This window comes from Curtobacterium sp. MCJR17_043 (genome assembly GCF_003224315.2).
In the GTDB taxonomy this organism is placed as follows: Bacteria; Actinomycetota; Actinomycetes; order Actinomycetales; family Microbacteriaceae; genus Curtobacterium.
In genome coordinates this window covers 674,910-695,402 of the sequence record NZ_CP126259.1, presented here as the reverse complement: position 1 = coordinate 695,402, position 20,493 = coordinate 674,910, and the positions used below count along the sequence as shown (strand labels likewise).

The 20,493-nt window shown below is 71.6% G+C and carries 19 protein-coding genes and 5 pseudogenes; 10 read left to right on the top strand and 14 right to left on the bottom strand.

The features are described from left to right. Positions 1-159: 159 nt before the first annotated feature. The 4 genes and pseudogenes from DEJ15_RS03675 (at position 160) to DEJ15_RS03665 (ending at position 2,570) form a co-directional block, all read left to right on the top strand. Positions 160-543: a GtrA family protein gene (locus DEJ15_RS03675; protein ID WP_110825789.1), complete on the top strand. Its 384-nt coding sequence runs from the start codon at positions 160-162 to the stop codon at positions 541-543. Then, a pseudogene (locus DEJ15_RS17625) lies at positions 540-740 on the top strand (fumarylacetoacetate hydrolase family protein); the annotation flags it as partial. The gene DEJ15_RS03675 and the pseudogene DEJ15_RS17625, both read left to right, overlap by 4 nt. Positions 741-805: 65 nt before the next feature. Continuing rightward, positions 806-2,359, top strand: a complete 1,554-nt coding sequence (locus DEJ15_RS03670) for a fumarylacetoacetate hydrolase family protein (RefSeq protein WP_284175629.1) — start codon at positions 806-808, stop codon at positions 2,357-2,359. Positions 2,360-2,369: 10 nt separating this feature from the next. Next, entirely contained in the window at positions 2,370-2,570 is a 201-nt protein-coding gene (locus DEJ15_RS03665; protein ID WP_284175628.1) for a hypothetical protein, read from the top strand. A gap of 65 nt (positions 2,571-2,635) precedes the next feature. On the opposite strand, the gene DEJ15_RS03660 is transcribed toward DEJ15_RS03665, so the two are convergent. From DEJ15_RS03660 to DEJ15_RS03650, 3 genes and pseudogenes are all read right to left on the bottom strand, one after another. After that, complete coding sequence (locus tag DEJ15_RS03660; protein ID WP_110825540.1) at positions 2,636-2,836, bottom strand: hypothetical protein; 201 nt, start codon at positions 2,834-2,836, stop codon at positions 2,636-2,638. Between the two features lie 151 nt (positions 2,837-2,987). Then, positions 2,988-5,530 (bottom strand): annotated as a pseudogene (locus tag DEJ15_RS03655) (ATP-dependent DNA ligase). After that, entirely contained in the window at positions 5,527-6,273 is a 747-nt protein-coding gene (locus DEJ15_RS03650; RefSeq protein ID WP_284175627.1) for an SDR family oxidoreductase, read from the bottom strand. Before DEJ15_RS03650 ends, DEJ15_RS03655 begins: the two are co-directional and overlap by 4 nt. Before the next feature lie 311 nt (positions 6,274-6,584). On the opposite strand from DEJ15_RS03650, the gene ku reads away from it, so the two are divergent. Further along, entirely contained in the window at positions 6,585-7,463 is an 879-nt protein-coding gene (gene ku / locus DEJ15_RS03645) for a non-homologous end joining protein Ku (RefSeq protein ID WP_284175626.1), read from the top strand. A 224-nt stretch (positions 7,464-7,687) separates the two neighbouring features. On the opposite strand, the gene DEJ15_RS03640 is transcribed toward ku, so the two are convergent. From DEJ15_RS03640 to DEJ15_RS03630, 3 genes are read right to left on the bottom strand one after another with little or no spacing between them, the layout of a single operon-like run. Then, complete coding sequence (locus DEJ15_RS03640; RefSeq protein WP_284175625.1) at positions 7,688-8,179, bottom strand: DUF6328 family protein; 492 nt, start codon at positions 8,177-8,179, stop codon at positions 7,688-7,690. A gap of 12 nt (positions 8,180-8,191) precedes the next feature. Then, complete coding sequence (locus tag DEJ15_RS03635; protein ID WP_284175624.1) at positions 8,192-8,773, bottom strand: hypothetical protein; 582 nt, start codon at positions 8,771-8,773, stop codon at positions 8,192-8,194. Between the two features lie 54 nt (positions 8,774-8,827). Beyond that, on the bottom strand, positions 8,828-9,016 hold the full coding sequence (locus tag DEJ15_RS03630) for a hypothetical protein (protein WP_110825546.1): 189 nt from the start codon (positions 9,014-9,016) through the stop codon (positions 8,828-8,830). Positions 9,017-9,300: 284 nt separating this feature from the next. Here DEJ15_RS03630 and DEJ15_RS03625 point away from each other — a divergent pair, with 284 nt between their 5' ends. From DEJ15_RS03625 to DEJ15_RS03610, 4 genes are all read left to right on the top strand, one after another. Next, on the top strand, positions 9,301-10,596 hold the full coding sequence (locus tag DEJ15_RS03625; RefSeq protein WP_284175623.1) for a glycoside hydrolase family 3 C-terminal domain-containing protein: 1,296 nt from the start codon (positions 9,301-9,303) through the stop codon (positions 10,594-10,596). Then, complete coding sequence (locus tag DEJ15_RS03620) at positions 10,560-12,305, top strand: glycoside hydrolase family 3 protein (RefSeq protein WP_284175622.1); 1,746 nt, start codon at positions 10,560-10,562, stop codon at positions 12,303-12,305. Before DEJ15_RS03625 ends, DEJ15_RS03620 begins: the two co-directional genes overlap by 37 nt. After that, the gene (locus DEJ15_RS03615; RefSeq protein ID WP_284175621.1) at positions 12,253-13,257 is read left to right on the top strand and encodes an OmpL47-type beta-barrel domain-containing protein; all 1,005 of its coding nucleotides are present in this window, start codon (positions 12,253-12,255) and stop codon (positions 13,255-13,257) included. Before DEJ15_RS03620 ends, DEJ15_RS03615 begins: the two co-directional genes overlap by 53 nt. 166 nt (positions 13,258-13,423) lie before the next feature. After that, positions 13,424-13,993, top strand: a complete 570-nt coding sequence (locus DEJ15_RS03610) for an antibiotic biosynthesis monooxygenase (protein ID WP_349814799.1) — start codon at positions 13,424-13,426, stop codon at positions 13,991-13,993. On the opposite strand, the gene DEJ15_RS03605 is transcribed toward DEJ15_RS03610, so the two are convergent. The 7 genes and pseudogenes from DEJ15_RS03605 to DEJ15_RS03575 form a co-directional block, all read right to left on the bottom strand. Further along, positions 13,990-14,925 (bottom strand): Ppx/GppA family phosphatase, encoded by a 936-nt coding sequence (locus tag DEJ15_RS03605; protein WP_110825549.1) that lies wholly within the window; start codon positions 14,923-14,925, stop codon positions 13,990-13,992. The genes DEJ15_RS03610 and DEJ15_RS03605 overlap by 4 nt on opposite strands. A 427-nt stretch (positions 14,926-15,352) precedes the next feature. Next, positions 15,353-15,436, bottom strand: a pseudogene (locus DEJ15_RS03600) (GNAT family N-acetyltransferase); the annotation flags it as partial. A 198-nt stretch (positions 15,437-15,634) separates the two neighbouring features. Further along, positions 15,635-16,231, bottom strand: a complete 597-nt coding sequence (locus DEJ15_RS03595) for an HAD family hydrolase (RefSeq protein WP_284175620.1) — start codon at positions 16,229-16,231, stop codon at positions 15,635-15,637. Continuing rightward, a complete protein-coding gene (locus tag DEJ15_RS03590; protein WP_284175619.1) occupies positions 16,173-16,379 on the bottom strand; it encodes a hypothetical protein in 207 nt (68 codons plus the stop codon). Before DEJ15_RS03590 ends, DEJ15_RS03595 begins: the two co-directional genes overlap by 59 nt. A gap of 137 nt (positions 16,380-16,516) precedes the next feature. Further along, positions 16,517-17,104: pseudogene (locus DEJ15_RS03585) on the bottom strand (DUF3618 domain-containing protein); the annotation flags it as partial. Positions 17,105-17,121: 17 nt separating this feature from the next. Then, positions 17,122-17,536 (bottom strand): annotated as a pseudogene (locus DEJ15_RS03580) (phage holin family protein). 33 nt (positions 17,537-17,569) lie between these two features. Then, complete coding sequence (locus DEJ15_RS03575) at positions 17,570-18,475, bottom strand: hypothetical protein (protein WP_110825552.1); 906 nt, start codon at positions 18,473-18,475, stop codon at positions 17,570-17,572. Between the two features lie 194 nt (positions 18,476-18,669). Here DEJ15_RS03575 and DEJ15_RS03570 point away from each other — a divergent pair, with 194 nt between their 5' ends. Then, entirely contained in the window at positions 18,670-19,431 is a 762-nt protein-coding gene (locus DEJ15_RS03570; protein WP_110825553.1) for a glycosyltransferase family 2 protein, read from the top strand. Positions 19,432-19,508: 77 nt separating this feature from the next. Here DEJ15_RS03570 and DEJ15_RS03565 read toward each other — a convergent pair whose 3' ends face one another. Then, entirely contained in the window at positions 19,509-20,438 is a 930-nt protein-coding gene (locus DEJ15_RS03565; protein ID WP_110825554.1) for an NADP-dependent oxidoreductase, read from the bottom strand. Positions 20,439-20,493: the final 55 nt, after the last annotated feature.

The following is a 20,493-nucleotide window of genomic DNA, read 5'->3' as shown; positions in this document are numbered from 1 at the left end:
GGTCGTTGACCGGACGGCCGGTCCGGAACGCGTGCCGGTCGGCGGCCGTCCGGCCGGCCGGTCTAGGGTTGGCCGGTGCAGTCGTTCTCTGTCCGGTCGCTCGTGGAGCACCCCGCGCTCCGGTTCCTGGTCGTCGGTGGTCTCGGTTTCGTCATCACGATGGGCATCAACTACGGGCTGAAGTTCTTCGTCATCCCGCAGCACCCGGTGACGGCCCTGGCGATCGGCATCATCGTCGCGACGGTCGTGTCCTACTTCCTCAACAAGAAGTGGTCCTTCGGTGACCGTGGCGAGCTGCACACCGGCCACGAGGTCCTGCTGTTCGTCATCGTCAGCGTGATCGGCGTCGGCCTCAACTCGGCACCGCTCTGGATCTCCCGCTACGTCCTCGGTCTGGAAGTGCCGAACGTGTCGCTCGCGGGGCAGGAACTCGCCGACTTCATCAGCGGCCCCGTGATCGGCACGCTCATCGCGATGGTCTTCCGCTACTGGGCGATGAACCGCTTCGTGTTCCCGGCGCGGCCTGCCACGCTGGACGCGTGACCGACCTCGTCGTCCCGGCGCCGGGCCTCCCGACCGTTCCCACGAGCACCGGTGGCCGGTTCCCGGTCCGTCGCGTGTACTGCGTCGGACGCAACTACGCAGCGCACGCGCGCGAGATGGGCCACGACCCGGACCGCGAGCCGCCGTTCTTCTTCGGCAAGCCGGCAGACGCGCTCGTGACGGACGGCGCCGACTCCCCCGTACCCGACCCTGACCGCCCGACTGGAGTACGAGGTCGAACTCGTCGTCGCCCTCGGTGGGGGTGGCCGGGACGTGTCCGTCGCCGACGCGCTCGGACTCGTCTGGGGGGTACGCGGTCGGCATCGACCTCACCCGCCGGGACCTGCAGGCCGAGGCGAAGCGACTCGGGCGTCCGTGGGACCTGGCGAAGGGGTTCGACCACTCCGCACCGATCGGCACGATCGTCCCCGCAGCCGGTGTCGACCCGACGTCCGGGGCCGTCACCCTGCACGTCGACGGGGACCTGCGGCAGTCGGGCGACCTGGCGGAGCAGATCTGGAGCGTCGCCGAGACGATCGCCGCGCTGTCCCGTTCCGTCGCGCTCGCGCCCGGCGACCTGCTCTTCACCGGCACCCCCCGAGGGCGTCGGGCCGGTGGCGCGCGGGTCGGTGCTGCGCGGCGCGGTGGACGGTGTCGGGGTCGTCGAGACGCACGTCGTCTGACGCGGCCCTCCCCGGCTCGCTCCGGACGCCGGCCGTCCTGGGAGGACTCCGAGGCGCCCGGCGTACACCGGACCCCGAACGCTGCGAGGGGTACGGCAGCGATCCGCAGACAGGACGTGCAGCAGCTGCAACGGGGCAGCCGAGCGTGTCCGGATCATGGAGGTGGTCCTGTGGAGGAACACGACCTGCTCGCCACGTCGTGGACGTGGGCCGGGCGTGAACCGGTGCGGGAGCGTGTCCGCGCGGTGGCCGACGCCGGCTTCGCGGGGCTCGCTCTCGCGCTCGACGACCTGCACGAGGTCCGCGCCACGACCGGCTTCGCGGACCTGCGCCGGATGCTCGACGACGCCGGCGTGGTCTGGGTCCAGCTCGGCACCCTCGGTGACTGGTGGTCGACACCGGGCCGGGACGACCAGGAGGCCGACCGCGGCGTCCTGCTCGAAGCAGCGGCGACCCTGGCCGCCTGGCAGGTCGTCGTGCGGGCGGACCACTCGGTTCCCGGGGCGTCACCGGCGGTGATGGGTGAAGCGTGGAACCACCTCGCGGTGCAGGCCGAGGGCGTCGGCGCCCGTCTGGTGCTCGAGCCGGAGCCGTGGTCGAACCTGGCGACCGTCGAGCGCGCCTCGCGGTTCGTGGTGGCGGGTCACCCGAACGGCGGGCTGGTGCTCGACGCGATGCACGCGCTGCGCGGTGGGTCGACCCTGGCCTCGATCGCGCAGGGCGTGGCGCCGTCCGCCCTCGCCGCGGTCGAGCTCAGCGACGGACTGCTGCACACCCCGAACGGGATGACGCTCGCCGACGAGTCGCGGGACGGCCGCTACCTGCCCGGTTCCGGTGCCTGGGACCTGCCCGGGTTCGTCCGTACGGTCCGCGGCCTGGGGTTCGCCGAGCCGTGGGGCGTGGAGGTCCGGACCCCGGCGCTCCGGGCGAGGCCCCTGCAGGACGCCCTGCGGATCGCTGCGGCGGCGACCCGTGCCGTGCTCGACGCGGCCGATGCCCAGGGTGCGCCGCCCGCACCGGCGATGCCGACCTCGGTCGCGCCGACCTCGGCCGTCGACTTCGACCAGCCACGGCCGCCGGTCGTGCCGGACGGGGTCCTGCGTCGCCGAACCGGTCCAGCGACGTCCGCGTAGCGTGGCGGACATGACTGATCAGGCACACCCCGGGAACGACGAAGCGCTGCGTGCCTCCCAGGAGGCCATCGACGAGGCGAAGGCCGCCGCGGCGGACGCCGGTGAGGCGGACGAGCGTGCCGCAGCGGAGGAAGACCTGCCGCTGGAGTCGGGGGAGCGCCGCCGCGGACGGGCCCGCGCCCGCAGCCTGACGCCGATCGGCTCGGCCTGACGCCGGGCAGCTCCGTCTGACGCGGTCGGCTCGACCGGAGCGTGGGCCGGTCTCGCGCGGTCGGCTCAGTCGTCGACCTGGTCGCCGAGGAAGTCGGCGTAGGTCGCTTCCGGGTCGGTGACGCTGCCCGCGTCCACCATCTGCCGGTCGTCGTGTCGTCCGCCGACGGCCGCGCCACCGGCGGCGTCCTGCTTGCCACGCGGGTCCTGCGTCGCGTCACCGCGCTGTCCCTGCGTGAACGGCGGCAGGTACTTGCTCGCGTCCATGTCGCGTCCTTCCGTCTCGAGGACCGTAACAGCCACGCTCGCGGCAGCAGGCGGTCGTGCCGAGATCGTCCCCCCGCTGCCGTGGACAACGGGGGGACGGAAGTTCGCCCCCGGCGGACCTCATGCTCGTGCATGCGGATTCCGGACCGGCTCAGTCGGGCACGACCTCCTCGGGGACCTCGCGGACGACGTCCTCCGGGGACTTGTCACTGCGCCAGCCCCGCCACGACGGCTGACGCAGCCGTCCGTCGCCCGTCCACTCCGCGAACTCGACCTCCGCCACCCGCTCGGCGGCGACCCAATGCGCATCGCGCGCGTCCGGCCGGGGCACGTCGACGAACGGCGACGCATCCCGCTCCAGCCCGTCGAGCAGCGCGCCGATCTCGTCGAGGTCCCGGTCACGGAACCCGGTGCCGACCTTGCCCACGTACACCAGGCCGTCGTCGCCGGGGATCCCGAGCAGCAGCGAGCCGATGCCCCCCCGCTCGCCGTCCGGCCCCGGGCTTCCAGCCACCGACGACCACCTCCTGCGTGGCGTGGTGCTTCAGCTTCAGCCACGACTCGGACCGCCGCCCCCTCGACGTACCGCGAGGAGCGCTTCTTGGCGACGACTCCTTCGAGCCCGCGCTCCCGCGACGCGGACATCGCCGCCGGAAGGTCTCCGTCGAACGCCGGCGGCACCTCGATCGCGCCTCCGGGCTCGACCACGGTCGTCAGCGCCTCGCGCCTGGCGGTGTAGCCGAGCCGGGTGAGCTCGTGGCCGTCCGCCTCGAGCACGTCGAACAGGAACAAGCGCACCGGGGTGCTGGCCTGTGCGGCGGCCACCTCGCGCGGCTTCGTCAGTCCCATCCGGTTCTGCAGCAGCTGGAAGGACGGCCGTCCGTGGTCGTCGAGCGCCACGACCTCGCCGTCGAACACGCCGTCGACCCCAGCCCGCTCCCCGAGTTCCTGCAGCTCCGGGTACTGGTCCGTGAGGTCGTTGCCGTTCCGGCTGAGCAGGCGGACGGCGCCGTCGCGGACGGTCGCCAGCGCCCGGACCCCGTCCCACTTCATCTCGAACGCCCACTGGCGCGGGTCGAGTGCCGGCTCGCCCTTCTGCAGCGACGCCTGCATGGTGCGGCGTTCGGCCGGCTCCGTGGACGCGGACGCCGCCCGGTCGATCCGCTCACGGCCCGCGGCGCTCGACCGGGAGGCCCTCCCGGCGTCCGCCCCGTCCGTCACCGCGCCCTGGTCGGGCTGGTCCTTCGTGCGGTGGATGAGCCAGTTCTTCTCGTCACCACCGCGACCGCGCCCCCCGGGTGTGCAGGAGCGCGAGCCGTCGGACGCCGTTCGTCCGTCCGTGCAGCGTGACGATGACCTCCTCGCCCTCGCGCCACTTCTCGAGCTCGTACGTCCCGTCGTCCCAGATCGTGACCGTGCCCCCCGCCGTACTCTCCGGCGGGGATGACGCCCTCGAAGCCGCCGTACTCCAGCGGGTGGTCCTCGGTCTGCACGGCCAGGTGGTTCGCGCCCGGGTCGGTCGGCTCCCCCCTTCGGGAGCGCCCAGCTCACCAGCACGCCGTCGTGCTCCAGGCGGAAGTCGTGGTGGTTCCGGGTCGCGTGGTGCTCCTGGATGACGAACGTCGGCTTCCCGTCGGTCCGCACGGTCGGCGACGCCTGCGGCACCGGTTCCGGGGTCCTGGACGCGTCCCGCTTAGCCCGGTACGTCGACAGGCGGTCCTGCAGCTCCTGCCGTTCCTGCCGCTCGCGCTCGTTCACCGCCTCCGTGCGCGCGCCGTCCCAGCGCCCGGCATCGGCTCGTCCGACCCCGAGGGACGCCGCGGCGACCGGGTGCAGCAGGTCACCGAGCACCGGCACCCGCTCGAGGACCTCGTCCAGCGTCAGGTGTGCCAGGCCAGGCTCGGTCAACTCCTCCCACGTCCGGGGCGCAGCGACCGTCGGCAGCGACCGGCCGCGCAGGGAGTACGGCGCGATCGTCGTCTTGTTGCCGTTGTTCTGCGACCAGTCCACGAACACCTTGCCGGCCCGCTCCGCGCGGCTCATCGACGACAGGACCAGGTCCGGCATGTCCTGCTCCAGCGCCCGCGCCAGTTCGTGCGCCACGTCCGACACCTGCTGGGCCGTCGCCTTCCCGTCGAGTGCCGCGTACAGGTGGATGCCCTTCGACCCGGAGGTCACCGGGTACGGCTCGAGTCCCATCCCCTGCAGCACCGCCCGGGCGGCCAGCGCCACCTCGACGCACTCCGGCAGCCCGACGCCCTCACCCGGGTCCAGGTCGAGGACGAGCCGGTCCGGGTTCTGGTGCCCGCCGCGCGGACCGAACCGCCACTGCGGCACGTGCAGCTCGAGCGCGGCCTGCTGCGCCGTCCACACCAGCGTCGGCATCTCGTCCACCACCGGGTACTCGACGTCGTGGTGCTCGTGCGAGATCGTGTGGTGCCGGATCCAGTCCGGGGCCGAGTCGGGCAGGTTCTTCTCGAAGAAGACCTTGCCGTCGACGCCGTTCGCCCACCGCTTCCGGGTCATCGGGCGGCCGGTGACGTGCGGGATCATCCACGGCGCGATGCGCTCGTAGTACTCGATGACCCGCCCCTTGGTCGTGCCGGTCTCCGGGTAGAGCACCTTGTCGAGGTTCGTCAGCGCCAGACGACGGTCCCCGACCTGCACCGTCGTCTTCTTCGTCACCGGGCTCACAGGGCGACCCCGGTCGCACCGCCGACCGTGAGCGTCGTGCCCGACGTGTACGACGACTCCGGGCCGGCGAGGTACACGTACGCACTGGCGAGCTCGACCGGTTGTGCGGGCCTGCCGAGCGGGGTGTCCTGTCCGTAGGCCGCGATCTCGTCCCCGGGGTAGCTGATCGGCTGCAGCGGGGTCCACACCGGGCCGGGGACGACCGTGTTCGCCCGGATGCCCTTCGACGCCAGCTGGCGGGCGAGCCCGTTCGTGTACGTGATGATGGCGGCCTTCGTCGCCGCGTAGTCGATCATCCGGTCCTGGGGCAGGTACGCCGACACCGAACTCGTCGTGACGATCGCGCTGCCGGGTGCCATGTGCGGCACCGCAGCCCGGGTCAGCCAGAACAGCGAGTAGAGGTTCACCTTCATCGTCCGGTCGAAGTCCTCGGTGGTCTGCTCCGTGATGTCCTCGTGCACCTTCTGGTGCCCGGCGACGAGCACCAGCGCGTCGAGTCCGCCGAGTAGGTCGACCGCAGTCCGCACGAGTTCGTCGCAGAACGGTTCGTCGGTCAGGTCGCCCGGGAGCATCACCGCCGTGCGACCGAGGTCGGCGATGACGTCCCGCACCTCGGTCAGGTCCTCGATCTCCTCGGGCAGGGCGTTCAGGGCGACGTCCGCCCCCTCCTTCGCCATCGCGATCGCCGCGGCCCGGCCGATGCCCGAGTCCGCCCCGGTCACGAGCACGCGGTACCCGCGCATCCGCCCGGTGCCCTGGTAGCTCGTCTCGCCGTGGTCGGCCGGCGGGTCGAGGTCCGCTGCGCGGCCGGACCCCTGTTGCGTCTGCGCGGGGAACGGCGGACGGGCGTACTGCTCCCGGGGGGTCCTGCTTGTCGAGCTGGCTCATGGCCCCATCGTGCTCGCGGAACCGGGCCGGCGACACAGGAGCGGCGACCTCCGTGGAGAACGCGAGCCGCGCCTCCCGGCTGTGGAGGGCGAGCGGCCGCCCGCCGCACCTGCCGATCCGCTCGGAACTGAGCGCCGATCCGCATGCATCCGGGCATCATGAGCGCATGAGGTCGATCTGGAAGGGCTCCATCGCGTTCGGGCTCGTCAACGTGCCGATCAAGGTGTACGCGGCGACCGAGACGCACGACGTCTCGCTGCACCAGATCCACGACGAGGACAAGGCCCGCATCCGGTACAAGCGCGTCTGCGAGCTCGGCCACGAGGTCGAGTACGGCGACATCCAGAAGGCGTACGACGACGGCGAGAAGACCGTGGTCCTCACCTCCGACGACTTCAAGCAGCTGCCGCAGGAGCAGTCGCACGAGATCGAGGTCCTCGAGTTCGTGCCCGTCGACCAGGTCGACCCGATGATGTTCGAGAAGACGTACTACCTCGAGCCGGACTCGCGCTCCCCGAAGGCGTACGTGCTCCTCCGCAAGACCCTCGAGCAGACCGACCGCCTGGCGATCGTGCAGTTCACCCTCCGTCAGAAGACCCGGCTCGGGGTGCTCCGCGTGCACGACGACGTGCTGCTGCTCCAGGGGCTCCTGTGGGGCGACGAGGTCCGTGCGGCGGACTTCACGGCCCTCGACACCTCGGTGAAGGTCAGCGCGAACGAGCTGAAGATGTCGTCCTCGCTCGTCGAGAGCATGTCGACCGACTTCGACCCGGACCGGTACACGGACGAGTACCAGGAGGAGCTGCAGCAGCTCATCGACGCGAAGCTGGAGTCCGGTGACGACGTCGACACCGCGGAGACGTTCGGCAAGGACGCGGCTGACGACGACGACACCGGTGGGGACGTCATCGACCTGATGGCGGCGCTGCGCGCGTCCGTGGACAAGAACCGGTCGGGAGGCTCGGGGGGCGCGTCCGGCGGGGCGATCGCGGAAGCAGGGCGGTGGCTCCGGCGAGTCGACGTCAGACGACGATGCGGCCGCTGAGGAGGCGCCTGCGAAGCGGACACCGGCGGCGAAGAGGTCGACGCGCAAGACCCCGGCCGCGAAGGCCTCGGCGGGCGGGTCGTCGACGAGCAAGGCGTCAGCGAGCAAGGCGTCGGCGGACGGAGCGCCGGCAGCGAAGGCCCCTGCCGAGAAGACGTCGACGAAGAAGACCCCGGTCAAGGCACCGGCCGCGAAGCAGAAGGCGAGCTAGCCCCGCCGCGCGCTCACTCCTCGACGTCGCGCGAGGTGCGGCGCAGCACCGTCGGCAGCGTCGTCCACAGCGCGGCGGTCCCCACGAAGACGACGACGCCGGCGACCACGCCCCCGCGGTCCCCGAGCACCACGTCGAACACGAACAGCACCGTGCCGGCGAACAGCAGTGCGCTCGCGATGAGGGCCGTGAGCAGGATGACGTTGCCCACCCGGACCAGGTCGTGCTTCTGCCGCTGCCGGAACACCAGGCGGTGCGTCGCGACCGCGGACAGCGCGACCACGGTGACGACGACGGCGAGCACGACGAGCACGAGGTAGACCGTCTCCTGCAGCGCGGTGAGGGACGCGAAGCGCTGCTGGAACGGCAGCGTCAGCAGGAACCCGGCGAGGATCTGCGTTCCGGTCTGGACGATGCGCAGCTCCTGCTGGATGTCGGACCAGTTGCGGTCCCAGCGCTCTGCGGGGGGTCTCGTTCCGTCCCCGCTCGGTGCGGTGGACGTCACGGTCGGTGGTGCTCATGGTCTGGATCGAACCACGTCGCGCCCCGGCTCGACCTCCCGCGGCACAGACCGGCTGCTCCGCCGCGGGAGACGGCGGACGATCAGCGACTGATCTTCTTCATCGTGACCGGGCGACCGAAGATGTTCGTCTCCCCGGGCGCGAGCGTCAGACCCCCCTGAGGTCCACTCGAACCGCGAGCGACGGTCGCCGGGCGCCATCTGCGCGATGTTCTTCCAGGTCCCGGTGCGCGTCCCCGCTCCGCTGTAGCCGTAGGGCACGTTCGCAGCGGACCGCATGCAGAGCGACGTCGTGGAGCAGCCCGGCGTGACGGGGTTCAGCGCGCGCCCGAGGGGCGTCTCAGCCGACACGGCCGCGACCACCTCGCTCGTGTCCGGGTCGGTCAGCAGAACGGCGCCGCCCGCAGCACGCACGGCGCTGATGTCCGACGCGGTCTGGGTGCGCCCGATCTGCTCGAGCGCACTGACGACGCCGGCAGACGTGGTGGGAGGTGCCGCCTCGGTGGACGGCACGGCTCCGGACGGGAGCGCAGTCGTGATGAGCAGGAGCGGAACGGTCGCGAGCATGGTGAGGGTCATCGCTCCACTCTACTGATGTTCCAGTACTTCAGTGGACCGGTGTGGAGAGGATGATCAGGCGGGCTGACACGCCGCCGCGAGGTCGAGCGCCCCGACGAGCTCGGAGTCGGACCCGAGCGCTGCCGGCCGGACCTGGACCGCCCGGGCGATCGCCGGCTGCGCCGAGCGGCGGACCCCGGCGAGCTCGGCGAGCGCGGCGAGCTCGGCGAGCTCGGCGCGAGTCGAGCCTCCCCCGGCGCGCACCGCGGCGAGGACCTCGTCCCGCGTGCGGTCGCGGAGCGACGCCCGACACCGTTGACCGTCATGGCCCGATGGTGAAGCGACTCGCCGTCGGCCTTCAGTCTGGAGGCGGCCGAAAAACATGACGGCCCCGCACATTTGTGCATTGACAGTCCCCTCCAAAGCCGAATAGCGTCCGGGATTGTTCCGTCAGACCCCTCGCGTCGGTCGGGACGACCTGAGACGCAGGGACGCGGCGCGGGTCGACGCCGACGCGTCCGACGTTGTCAGGGAGGACAACTCGATGCATGTGGAGAACAGGCGGCCCCTCGTGGTCGCCGCGAAGGCCGCCCTCGCGGCCGGGGTCACGGGGGGCGCTCGTCGTCGCCGGGACCGGGCTCGCGCAAGCGGCCACCACCAACCCGAACCCCGGGCCCCTCGAGAAGGCGAACGCCGCGCTGAGCAAGGAAGCGGCGACCCAGGGCATGGTCCTGCTCGAGAACAACGACTCGGCGCTGCCGATGGCGAGCAGCGGGACGGTGGCCGTCTACGGCGTCGGCGCCTACGCGACCGTCAAGGGCGGCACCGGCTCGGGCGCGGTGAACAACCGCTCGTCGGTCTCCGTGCGTCAGGGCCTCGAGAACGCGGGCTACCAGATCACCACCGACCGGGCGTACTCGGACGCGGTGAAGACGGCGTTCGACGCGAAGTACGGCAACACCAGCGGCGGCGGGATCTTCGGCCCCACCATCGACTACTCGTCCGTCGAGCAGCGCCTCACCCGCACCACCGTGCAGCCGACAGCACCGACCGACACCGCGCTCTACGTGCTGTCCCGCAACTCCGGTGAGGGTGCGGACCGGTCGTCCGGCGCCGGCGACTACCAGCTGACCGACCTCGAGAAGGACGACCTCCAACTCATCGGACAGACCTACGGCAAGGTCGTGGTGGTCCTCAACGTCGGCGGGGTCGTCGACACGGCGTTCTTCGACCAGATCAACGCGGCGGCCGTCGACCCGGACGGCGGGAAGCCGCTCGACTCGATGCTCCTCATGAGCCAGGCCGGGCAGGAGGGCGGCACGGCACTGACCGAGGTGCTCAACGGCACCGTCACCCCCCTCGGGCAAGCTCACCGACACCTGGGCGTCGAAGTACTCGTACTACCCGGCCTCCGGGTCGTTCGCGAACAACGACGGCAACAGCGCCGAGGAGCAGTACACCGAGGGCATCTACGTCGGGTACCGGTACTTCGACTCGATGTACGGGTCGATCAACCGCGCCGACCCGGCGAGCGTCGTCGACTACCCCTTCGGCTTCGGTCTGTCGTACACGCAGTTCCAGGTGGAGCCGCTCGGCGTCACGGCGGACATGTCGTCCGTGACGGTCAAGGCACGCGTGACGAACGTCGGGACGGAGGCGTCGGGCAAGGACGTCGTCCAGACGTACTTCTCGGCCCCGCAGACCGGACTCGACAAGCCGTACCAGCAGCTCGCGGGCTCGGCGAAGACCGACAGCCTCGCCCCCCGGCGCCTCGCAGACCGTCACCATCCGGTACAACACCACCGACATGGCGTCGTACGACCAGGAAAAGGCCACGAACGTGATGGAGGCCGGCGACTACGTGATCCGCGTCGGTGACTCGTCGCGCAACACGACCGTCGCCGCGAAGCTCCGCCTCGGCGCGACCACGACCGTCGAGCAGCTGTCGAACCAGCTCGACGACCAGGCCCCGGCCACCGAGCGCACCAGCGACCCGGCCGACTTCTTCACCTACCCGGACGAGGAGCGCCAGCTCGCCGACGCACCGGTCCTGCCCCTCGACACGACGGGCTTCGCCGCGCCGGACCACTCCTCGAAGGAGGAGCAGGACGTCCCCGTCGGCACCGACTCGCCGTACTACGCGCTCGACCGCGACACGATCGCCTCGGTCACCGCGTACGTCGACGCGGCCAGCACGAACTGGGAGGGCACCGGCGCGCCGTACCAGGCGAAGACCGGAGAGGAGACCGAGGGCGTCACCGTCGTCCCGGGCTCGACCCTGTTCGACGTCAAGACCGGCAAGATCTCGATGGAGCAGTTCGTCGCGGGGCTGAGCGCCACGCAGCTCGCGAACATCGTCGAGGGCGCCAGCGCCGCCGGGACGACCGCGACCGCCGTCGGCGCCGCCGGGTACACGACCGCCAAGTACGAGGACCTCGGCCTGCCGGGCATGACCCTCGCCGACGGTCCCGCCGGTCTGCGCATCACGCAGAAGATCGCCTCCAACCCGGCGACCTACCAGTTCGGGACGGCCTGGCCGATCGGCACGCTGCTCGCGCAGACGTGGGACCCCGAGCTCGTCCAGCGCGTGGGTGAGGCCGTCGGCCAGGAGATGTCGGAGTACGGCGTCTCGCTGTGGCTCGCACCGGGCATGAACATCCACCGCGACCCGCTCAACGGCCGCAACTTCGAGTACTACTCGGAGGACCCGCTGCTCACCGGGCTCATCGCCGCGGCGACCACGAAGGGCGTCCAGAGCATCCCGGGCGTCGGCGTCACGATCAAGCACTTCTACGGGAACAACCAGGAGACCGCTCGCACCACGTCGAACGACGTGATCAGCGAGCGTGCGAGCCGCGAGATCTACCTGCGCGGGTTCGAGATCGCCGTGAAGAGCGCGCAGCCGATGTCGGTGATGACGTCGTACAACAAGGTCAACGGCACGTACGCGTCCGGCAGCTACGACCTGAACACGGACGTGCTCCGCGGCGAATGGGGTTTCGCCGGCACGGTCATGACCGACTGGGGGGGCCGGTCCGCGCACCGGCGCGACGGGCGTCATGTACGCGGGCAACGACCTCATCGAGCCGGGCGGCAACCCGAACGAGGTGCTGAACGCCCTGAAGAAGGTCGACCCGACGATCGACGTGTCGGGCCTCCCGGCCTACAACCGGACGGTCACGCCGACCCGCACCTCGTACTCCTGGCAGTTCGGCGGCCTCGTGCCGTCGGCCACCGGGACCGAGACGCTGTCGACGACGGTCGACGCGACGACCGACCTGTCGAAGGCGCCGCTCTCCGGCACCACGACGCGGGATGCGATCAACAACGAGACGTACGCCGGCAACGCGCGCTACGCCTCCGTCCAGGCCGCCTACGCCGACGTGACCGCACTGCTCTCGGGCACCGCGCTCACTGCGGCGCAGAAGGCCGGGATCACCGTGTCCGACGTCCGACGTCAGGACCCGGCCGACCCCGCGTCGCCGGTCGTCGCCTACACGGTGACAATCCGCGGCTCCTACCCCGCCACCGGCTACAACCTGCGCCTGGGTGACCTGCAGCGCAGCGCGAGCCGGATCCTCACGACCGCGTCCCAGACCGCCGGCTTCCAGCAGCTCGCCGGCCAGAAGGGCGTGGCGGGCATCACCGTCGAGCCGTACACGGCGCAGTTCTCCGACCTGACCAGCTACCAGACGGTCACGAAGGGTCGTGTCCTGACGAACCAGACGGGCGACGGGCCGTCGGTCGCGATCACTGCCTCACCGTCGGCGAACGCCGCGGGCTGGACGGACGCACCGGTCGAGGTCCGGGTCACGTCGACGGACGACGACGCGCGGCTCTACCTGTCCGTGGACTCCGGCGAACTCCTGCCGGCGACCGACCCCGTGGCGATCTCCGACGAGGGCGAGCACCAGCTCCGAGCCCTCGCGGTGGGCGCGGACGGGTCGATCTCGACGCTCCTCGAGCAGACGGTGCGCATCGACACGACCGACCCGGTCGCCCGGGTCACCAGCTCCACGACGGGCAAGCTGACCCTGACCGCCACCGACGCGCTCTCCGGCGTCGACGCAATCCAGTACTCGCTCGACGGGACCACCTGGAAGACGTACACGGGACCGGTCGCGATCGCCGACACGCCGAAGGCCGTGCGGTACCGGGCGGTCGACGTGGCGGGCAACACCAGCCCGGCCAAGACGAAGACCGTCACGGCACCGAAGGCCGCTCCGGTCGTCACGAAGCAGCCGGTCGCGAAGGTCTCCGTCACCGTGGGCACGAAGGTCACGCTCACGGCGACCGCCTCCGGTTCGCCGACACCGATCGTCCGGTGGCAGCGCAGCAGCGACGGCGGGAAGAGCTGGACCACGGCCTCGGGTGCCACGAAGACGAGTTGGACGTTCACCGCCGCCGCAGCGACGGACGGGAAGCAGTACCGAGCCGTCTTCACGAACGGGTCCGGCAAGGCGATCAGCTCCGTCACGAAGGTGTCGGTGACCACCCGGAAGTGATCCATCACCAGCCCGTGTGAGCAGCGGGGCACCGTCCGTCGAGGGCGGTGCCCCGCTGCCGTGTCACCTGCGCGGAACACGCGTCCGGGACACTGGTCGGATGACTCCACAAGAGCCAGGGAGCCTCTCCCCGTCGTCACCCGAGACCGCCGGCCCGCCCGTCACCGTGTCCATCACCCGCCTCGTCGAACCCGACCGCATCCCGGAGGTCACCCGCTGGGTGCAGTCCGGCGTGAACCTCGCCAACCGCTACCCGGGGTTCCTCGGCTCGGGATGGGTGCGGTCGACGGCGCAGTCCCGCGAGTGGCACATGCTCTACCGGTTCGCCGACCACGACTCGTTGACGACGTGGGAGAACTCGGACGACCGCCTGCGGTGGCTCGACCTCGGCCGTGACCTGGTGGTCGAGTCGCGGGTCGAGAAGCGCACCGGCATCGAGGGGTGGTTCGACGTGCCGCAGGACGCCCCGGCCTCGACCGCTCCCCCCGCGCTGGAAGCAGGCGGTGAGCATCTGGCTCGGGTTCTTCCCGGTGAACCTGGTCTTCACGGTCCTGGTCGGGTGGCTGCTGCCGTCCTTCGCGGGCCTGTCGGCGCTGCCCCGCGTGCTCATCACGACGCTCGTGCTCACGCCGATCATGACGTTCTGGGTGCTGCCGTTCGTGACGAAGCTCATCCGCCCCTGGCTGCTGGCTCCGCCCCGCAGGTGACGCTCCCGCAGCTCGTGGGGAGGGGCTAGCCGAGGACGGACAGCTGGTCGAGCCGTTCGAGGATGACGCCCTCGCGGAGTGCCCACGGGCAGATCTCGAGCGACGCGAGGTCGAAGATGTCCAGGCACGCCTCGGCGACGAGCGCACCGGCGACGACCTGGTGCGCTCGACTCGGGGAGACGCCCGGCAGCGCGGCGAGCTCCTCGACCGTCATCGTCAGCAGCGCGGGCAGCCGCTCGCGCAGCACCGCGCCGTCGAGCACCCGCGGGACGAGGGCGCCCGCGGCCGACGGGGCAGCGCCGCAGATCCGGGCGATCGAGCGGAAGGTCTTCGAGGTCGCGACGGCCCGGTCCGGTGCCCCGGCACGGAGCAGCCGACCGGCGTCACGGGCGATCTCGACGCGGATCTCGTGTCGGATGCGCCGCACGTCGTCGTCCGTGGGCGTCCCCGCGGTGGAGAACGAGCGCGCGAGGCGGGCGGCCCCGATCGGCATCGACCACGCCACGTCAGGGGCCTCGTCGGCACCGCCGGCGATCTCGAGCGACCCACCGCCGATGTCGAACACCGCCAGGCGCCCGGCGGACCAGCCGAACCAGCGCCGGACGGCGAGGAACGTCAGCCGGGCCTCGTCGGACCCGGACAGGACCGCCAGCTCGACGCCGGTCTGCTCCTGGACGTGGGCCAGGACGGCTTCGGAGTTGACCGCGTCACGCACCGCCGATGTCGCGAAGCCGAGCATCTCCTCGCACCCGCGGTCCTCGGCCACGCGGACGGACTGCGACACGAAGTCGGTGAGCGCGTCGATCCCGACCTGTGTCACCGCGCCGCGGTCGTCGAGGTGCTCCGCGAGCCGGAGCGCCTGCTTGAACGACGACGCCGGCAGCGGCGCGGCTCCTCCGTGGGCATCGACGACGAGCAGGTGACCGGTGTTCGAACCGATGTCGAGGACTCCGACGCGCATGCGCCCACGCTAGCGGGAGCGACCGGGCCGGGACGCCGGGAGGCCCGGACCGCGTCCGCAGGGGCGCCTCGCGGTGCGGCTACCGGTCCCGGCTGGCCGTCGGGACCGGCGACATCGGCGAGCCGCATCTGCGGGATGAAGAGCGCGAGCACGAACGCCACGGTGATGAACGGCAGCAGGTTCCAGAACACCGGCGACCGAACAGCGGGGACCCGGATGGGGGGAGGGTCAGAGCGCCTTCGCGAAGCAGTACGACCACGGCATGGTCTCGGCGTACGGCTCGTACACGTCGATGCGCTGCCACCCGGTCTTCTCGTACAGCGCCACGGCTTCGGGCTGCTTGTCGCCGGTCTGCAGGATCAGACGCTCGGCCCCCCTGCTCTCGCCCGACCCGCGCGCACTCGTCGAGCAGCGCGGTCGCCGCTCCCTTGCCCCGCGCGGCAGCCAACACGATGAGGCGCTTCAACTCGATCTCGTCCCCGAGCCGACGCACCGCGATGTGCCCGAGCACGGAGCCGTCCTCGTCGATCGCGAGCAGGGAGGTGACGACCGTCGTCGGGTCCACGGAGAGCACGCGGTTCCGCTCGGCCGTGACCTCGGGGGGCCTCACCGGGGTTCGAGTCGCCGTAGCGCTCGTGCATCTCCTCGTCCATGGTCGCGCGGAGTGCGACTCCGCGCGGGTCTTCCCAGGGCACGCGTTCGATGGTGATCACGATCGTCCATCCTGACACGGTGGCCGGTGCGCCGGAGCACGCTCCGGCACGCGCGTCACGCGTGGCGACCGAGCGAGCCGATCGGGCTGTCGTCCAGGTCCGCCAGCAGCGCGGCCGGGTCGTCGTACACGGCGGCCGCCCCGGCTCCCCGGAGCTCGTCGCCACCGATGCCGCCGGTCATCACCCCGACGCACGTGACCCCCCACGCGGCCGGAGGACTCGACGTCCCACATGGCGTCGCCGACCATGACGGCGGACCCGGCGTCGACGCCGACCTTCTCGAGTGCCACCCCGATGATGTCCGGGGCCGGCTTCGCCTGCTCGACGTCCTCACCGCCCGTCACCGCCGTGACCCACTCGTCCGCGTCGAGGAGTTCGAGCAGACGGTCGAGTTCGTTCTGCGGCGCGCTCGTCGCGAGGACCACGGCGTGCCCGCGCGCGGCGACGGCCTCGAGCAGTTCGCGGGACCCGGGCAGCAGGCGGAGTTGCGGCATGTGCTCGGAGTAGAACGCGGTGTGGAACTGCTTAGCCGTGTCACGAACCTCGTCGGAGGCGTCGGGCAGGAGTTCCTCGAGCAACTTCGACGAGTCCATCCCGATCGCCCGGTGGATGCGCCACGCGTCCACCGACTCCCCCCGCGGCACGGAAGGCCCGCCACCAGGCGTCGATGTGGGCGTAGTTCGAGTCGGCGAGGGTCCCGTCGATGTCGAAGAGGACGGCGGTGGTGGGTGCATCGGGCATGGTCCCACCCTGCTCTCCGATCGGCGACCGCTGCCACAGGTCCGCGGACGGCGGACGTTCCGTCGCGGAACCACCCCGGGACGGACGGGAGGCCCGGTACCAGCTGGTACCGGGCCTCCCGTCTGGAACTATGTCCGTCAGGCGTTGCGGACGTCGTCCGCGGACGACTGCGCGTTGTCCTTGACGTCGGCCGCGGCGCCCTGCGCCTCGTCCTTGACCGTCTGGGCCGCGTCCTGCGCGGTGCCCTTGAGGTCCTGCGCGTGCTCCTTGGCGGCGTCGACGAGCGGGGCGCTGGCTTCCTTGGCCTGCTCCTTCGCCTTGTCGACGAGCGGCGCTGCCTTGTCCTTCAGCTCACCGGCGAGCTCCTCCTCCTTGGTGGAGGACGGCAGGAGCGACGACGCGAGCCAGCCGACACCGAAGGCGATGAGGCCGACGGCGAGCGGGTTGCCCTTCGCCTTCTCGACGCCGCGCGAGGCGGTGTCCTTGACGGTCCCGGCGGCGTTCGAGCCGGAGCCCGAGACGCTGGAGCGAGCCGAGTCGGCAGCGCCCATCACGGAGTCGCGAGCGCTGCCGGCAGCACCCATGACCGACTCACGGACGTCCTGGAACTTGCCCTTGACCTTCTCGGTCTGGCGGTGGGCGATCTGCGACGGGCTCACCTTGTCGGCGAGCGCGTCGACGTCCGAGCCGAGTGCGCCGCGGGTGCGCTCGATGTCTGCGCGGATCTCGTCTGGGGTGCTCATCAGTTCCTCCCGGTGTTGGGCTTGAGTGTCTCGGGGACTTCCTTGACGGTCTCGACCGTCTGCGGGGCGCCGTTGATCTGCTTGATCTCCTTGCGGCCGCGGGATGCCAGGACCGCCGCGACGATCGCGTAGATGACGGCGATGATCACTGCGGACCATGCGTTGCCGATGAGGTAGCCGAGGCCCCACCACGCGGCGATGGTCAGGAACAGCAGGGCGAAGAGCCCGGCGACGCCTGCGCCGCCGAACATGCCCGCCCCCCTTGCCGGCCTTCTTCGCGGAGTCGGTCAGCTCGGCCTTGGCGAGCGCGACCTCCTGCCGGAAGAGGGTCGAGAGGTCACGCGACACTTCGGAGAGGAGCTCGCCGAGGGGTGTCGTCGCGGCGCGCTCCTCGGGCGTCGGCTGCCCGGGCACCGTCCCACCGGTCGCGCCGGGGGAAGGCTTCGCTCATACGAGCGGCCCCGTCCCGGTCGTCCCGGTCGTGCCAGTGGTACCGAAGCCGGTCGTGCCCGTGGTCCCGAGCCCGGTGGTGTCGTACCCGGTGGTGCTGGTCGGGGTGGCGTCGTAGCCCGCGGTGCCGGAGGTCAGGTCGGCGCTGCGCGCTTCGGCTTCCTTCTCGTGCTTGATCTCCGTCGTGAGCGCCTTGGTGAGGCGACCAGCGAGGATGCCCGCGCCGGCGGCGATCGCGATGAAGGCACCCGGACGGCGTGCGGCGAAGGACTTCACGTCCTCGACGAGCGTGCCGGGTTCGCGACCCTCGAGGTAGCCGGCGAACGAGCTGGCACGGCTGGAGAGGTCGCGGACGACCTTCGCCGCGAGGCCCTGCTCGTCGTCGTTCTCGGCCATCTTGCCGAGCTGGTCACCGATGGTGCGCAGGCCACCGGCGGCACGCTGCTGCTGGCCGGCCGCCTGGTCCTTCAGGGTGCCGGACGCCTGGCCGAAGAGCTGGCGGGCGTGGTCGAACACCTCGGAGGCGACGTTCGCGGCCTGCTCCTTGGCGGTGCCGGCGACGTTCGCGGCCTTCTCCTTGGCGTCACCAGCGACGTCGGAGGCGGCGCCCTTGGCGGCCTGGGCCTTCGCCTTGCCACCGCTCGAGTCCGAGTCGTCGTGACCCGACGAGGCGGACGGCGTGGCGGTCAGGCTGTCCGCGGCGGAGGTGCCGGCGGTGAGCTGGGTGTCGGCGGGGACGGCGTCGAGCGGCTCGAGGTCGTCGAAGCCGGACGGGCGCTCGACGGGCGTGCCGCTGGCGTAGGACGGAACCGTGACGCCGGGGTGGATCTCGTGCCCCTCGGCAGCAGCCGTGGCGTCGTGGATGGGCGTCCCGGAGTCGTTCCCGGGTGGGTTCGTGGTCATGGTCGGCCTTCCGGTCTTCTTCGTCACCGAGGGCGGTGCACCCACGGCGTGTGGATCCGAACCTGCGCGCCGGACACTGGGACGACCTCCAGGAACGCCGATCCACGCGGATCCCGGACGCGATCCTCCCCCAGAACGCCAGACCGCGCCTGGATCGCGGGTTCTTCCCAGTGCCCTCCGGGTTGGCTCGGGCCATGCCCTCCGTCTCGGTCGTGATCCCGGTGCGGAACGACGCCGAGCACCTGCGGCGATGCCTCGCCGCACTGGCCGCCCAGTCCCATCCCGCGGACGAGCTCGTCGTGGTGGACAACGGCAGCTCGGACGACAGTGCGGCGGTGGCACGCGCGGCCGGGGCCGTGGTCCGCAGCGAGCCGGTCCCCGGGATCTCCCGCGCGGCATCAGTCGGCTACGACACGGCGAGCGGCGACGTCATCGTCCGTCTCGACGCCGACTCGGTTCCGCCGCCCGGCTGGATCGCGGCCGCGCTCGGCCTGCTCGAGGACCCGGACGTCGTCGCCGTGACCGGTCCCGGCCGTCCCTCCGACGCCGGGCCCGTCGTGCGTGCGCTCTGGCCGGTCCTCTACATGGGGCCGTACTTCGTGCTCATGCACGGCGCACTCGGCCGCCCGCCGATCTTCGGGTCCGCCACCGCGGTCCGTCGCTCGGCGTGGCTCGCCGTCCGCGACCGTGTGCACCGGGAGGACCCGGACGTGCACGACGACATCGACCTGAGCATGCAGCTCGACCCCGCGTGGCGGGTGCTGGCCGACCGCAGGCTCACGGTGCGGGTCTCCGCGCGGCCGTTCTCGAGCCTGGCGTCCGCCGCACTCCGGACCCGCCGTGCCTTCCACACCTTCCGGGTGAACGGCCGCCGTGCCACGCCGACGCGTCGGTGGGCGCGGCGGGCCCGGGTCGCGTTGCGGGACCGCGACCACGCGTGGTGGCGCGGCCGCTGACCTGACCCGGACCCCGGCCCGCGCCGGAGGCGGAGCCGACCCGCTGACGCTGACGACCACCCCGGGGCTCGTGCGGCTCAGGGCAGGACGACCACCTTGCCGGTGATGCGCCCTGTGCTCGCCTCCGCGTGCAGGGCCGGCAGTGCGTCGAGCGGGATGCGGCGGGTGACCTCGACGTGGAGCGAGCCGTCGTCCACCATCGCGGCCAGTCGCGCCAGGCGGTCGCGGTTCGGCAGCACGAACACGACGGCGGAGCGGACCCCGCGGGTGGCGTCGTCGGGAGCGGCCATCCAGGCGGTGGTGCTCACGACCACGCCACCGTCACGGACGAGGGTGACGAGACGGGTGAACTCCTCGGGCTCGATCGGGGCGAGGTTGAGCAGGACGTCGACCGGTCCGGTGACGGCGTCGGCGAGGTCGGTCGTCGTGTGGTCGACGACCTCGTCCGCGCCCGCTGCCCGGACGGCGTCGGCGCTGCGGGGACTCGCGGTCGCGATGACGTGCACACCCCACTGCTTCGCGAGCTGGACCGCGTACTTCCCGACGACGCCACCGGCTCCGACGACGAGCAGGCGCTGCCCGGCTTCGAGTCCACCGTCGTCGACGAGTGCCTGCCACGCGGTGAGTGCCACGGACGGCAGCGCCGCGGCGTCCTCGAGCGGGATGCTCGTCGGTGCGTGCACCAGGGCCTCGGCGGGTGCGATGACGTACTCGGCAGCGCCGCCGTCGCGCTCCATCGGCAGGAACCCGATGACGGCGTCACCGACGGCGAGCCCGTCGACGCCGGAGCCCAGGGCGTCGACCGTGCCGGAGACGTCGTAGCCGGGGACGTGCGGCAGGACGACCGGGATGGGGAGGAACCCCGCTCGCATGCCGTTGTCGGCGGCGTTGAACGCGGAAGCGGCGACGCGCACGCGCACCTCGCCGGCACCGGGAGTGGGCTGCTCGACGTCGACGGTGCGGAGCACCTCGGGGCCGCCGACTTCGGAGAACTGGATGGCCTTCATGGTCGTTTCCTCTCGTTTTTGCTTCGAGTTCGAAGCACTTGCCAAGAACGTACCA

Bases quoted from the DNA above. Each gene is read 5' to 3' on its own strand.
- DEJ15_RS03605 (WP_110825549.1), bottom strand. From the start codon at position 14,925: ATGCGCGTCGGAGTCCTCGACATCGGTTCGAACACCGGTCACCTGCTC.
- DEJ15_RS03565 (WP_110825554.1), bottom strand. From the start codon at position 20,438: ATGAAGGCCATCCAGTTCTCCGAAGTCGGCGGCCCCGAGGTGCTCCGC.
- DEJ15_RS03660 (WP_110825540.1), bottom strand. From the start codon at position 2,836: ATGGACGCGAGCAAGTACCTGCCGCCGTTCACGCAGGGACAGCGCGGT.
- DEJ15_RS03675 (WP_110825789.1), top strand. From the start codon at position 160: ATGGGCATCAACTACGGGCTGAAGTTCTTCGTCATCCCGCAGCACCCG.
- DEJ15_RS03595 (WP_284175620.1), bottom strand. From the start codon at position 16,231: ATGGACTCGTCGAAGTTGCTCGAGGAACTCCTGCCCGACGCCTCCGAC.
- ku (WP_284175626.1), top strand. From the start codon at position 6,585: ATGAGGTCGATCTGGAAGGGCTCCATCGCGTTCGGGCTCGTCAACGTG.
- DEJ15_RS03635 (WP_284175624.1), bottom strand. From the start codon at position 8,773: ATGACCCTCACCATGCTCGCGACCGTTCCGCTCCTGCTCATCACGACT.
- DEJ15_RS03575 (WP_110825552.1), bottom strand. From the start codon at position 18,475: ATGACCACGAACCCACCCGGGAACGACTCCGGGACGCCCATCCACGAC.
- DEJ15_RS03665 (WP_284175628.1), top strand. From the start codon at position 2,370: ATGACTGATCAGGCACACCCCGGGAACGACGAAGCGCTGCGTGCCTCC.
- DEJ15_RS03650 (WP_284175627.1), bottom strand. From the start codon at position 6,273: ATGCGCGGGTACCGCGTGCTCGTGACCGGGGCGGACTCGGGCATCGGC.
- DEJ15_RS03620 (WP_284175622.1), top strand. From the start codon at position 10,560: ATGGCGTCGTACGACCAGGAAAAGGCCACGAACGTGATGGAGGCCGGC.
- DEJ15_RS03590 (WP_284175619.1), bottom strand. From the start codon at position 16,379: ATGCCCGATGCACCCACCACCGCCGTCCTCTTCGACATCGACGGGACC.
- DEJ15_RS03570 (WP_110825553.1), top strand. From the start codon at position 18,670: ATGCCCTCCGTCTCGGTCGTGATCCCGGTGCGGAACGACGCCGAGCAC.
- DEJ15_RS03625 (WP_284175623.1), top strand. From the start codon at position 9,301: ATGTGGAGAACAGGCGGCCCCTCGTGGTCGCCGCGAAGGCCGCCCTCG.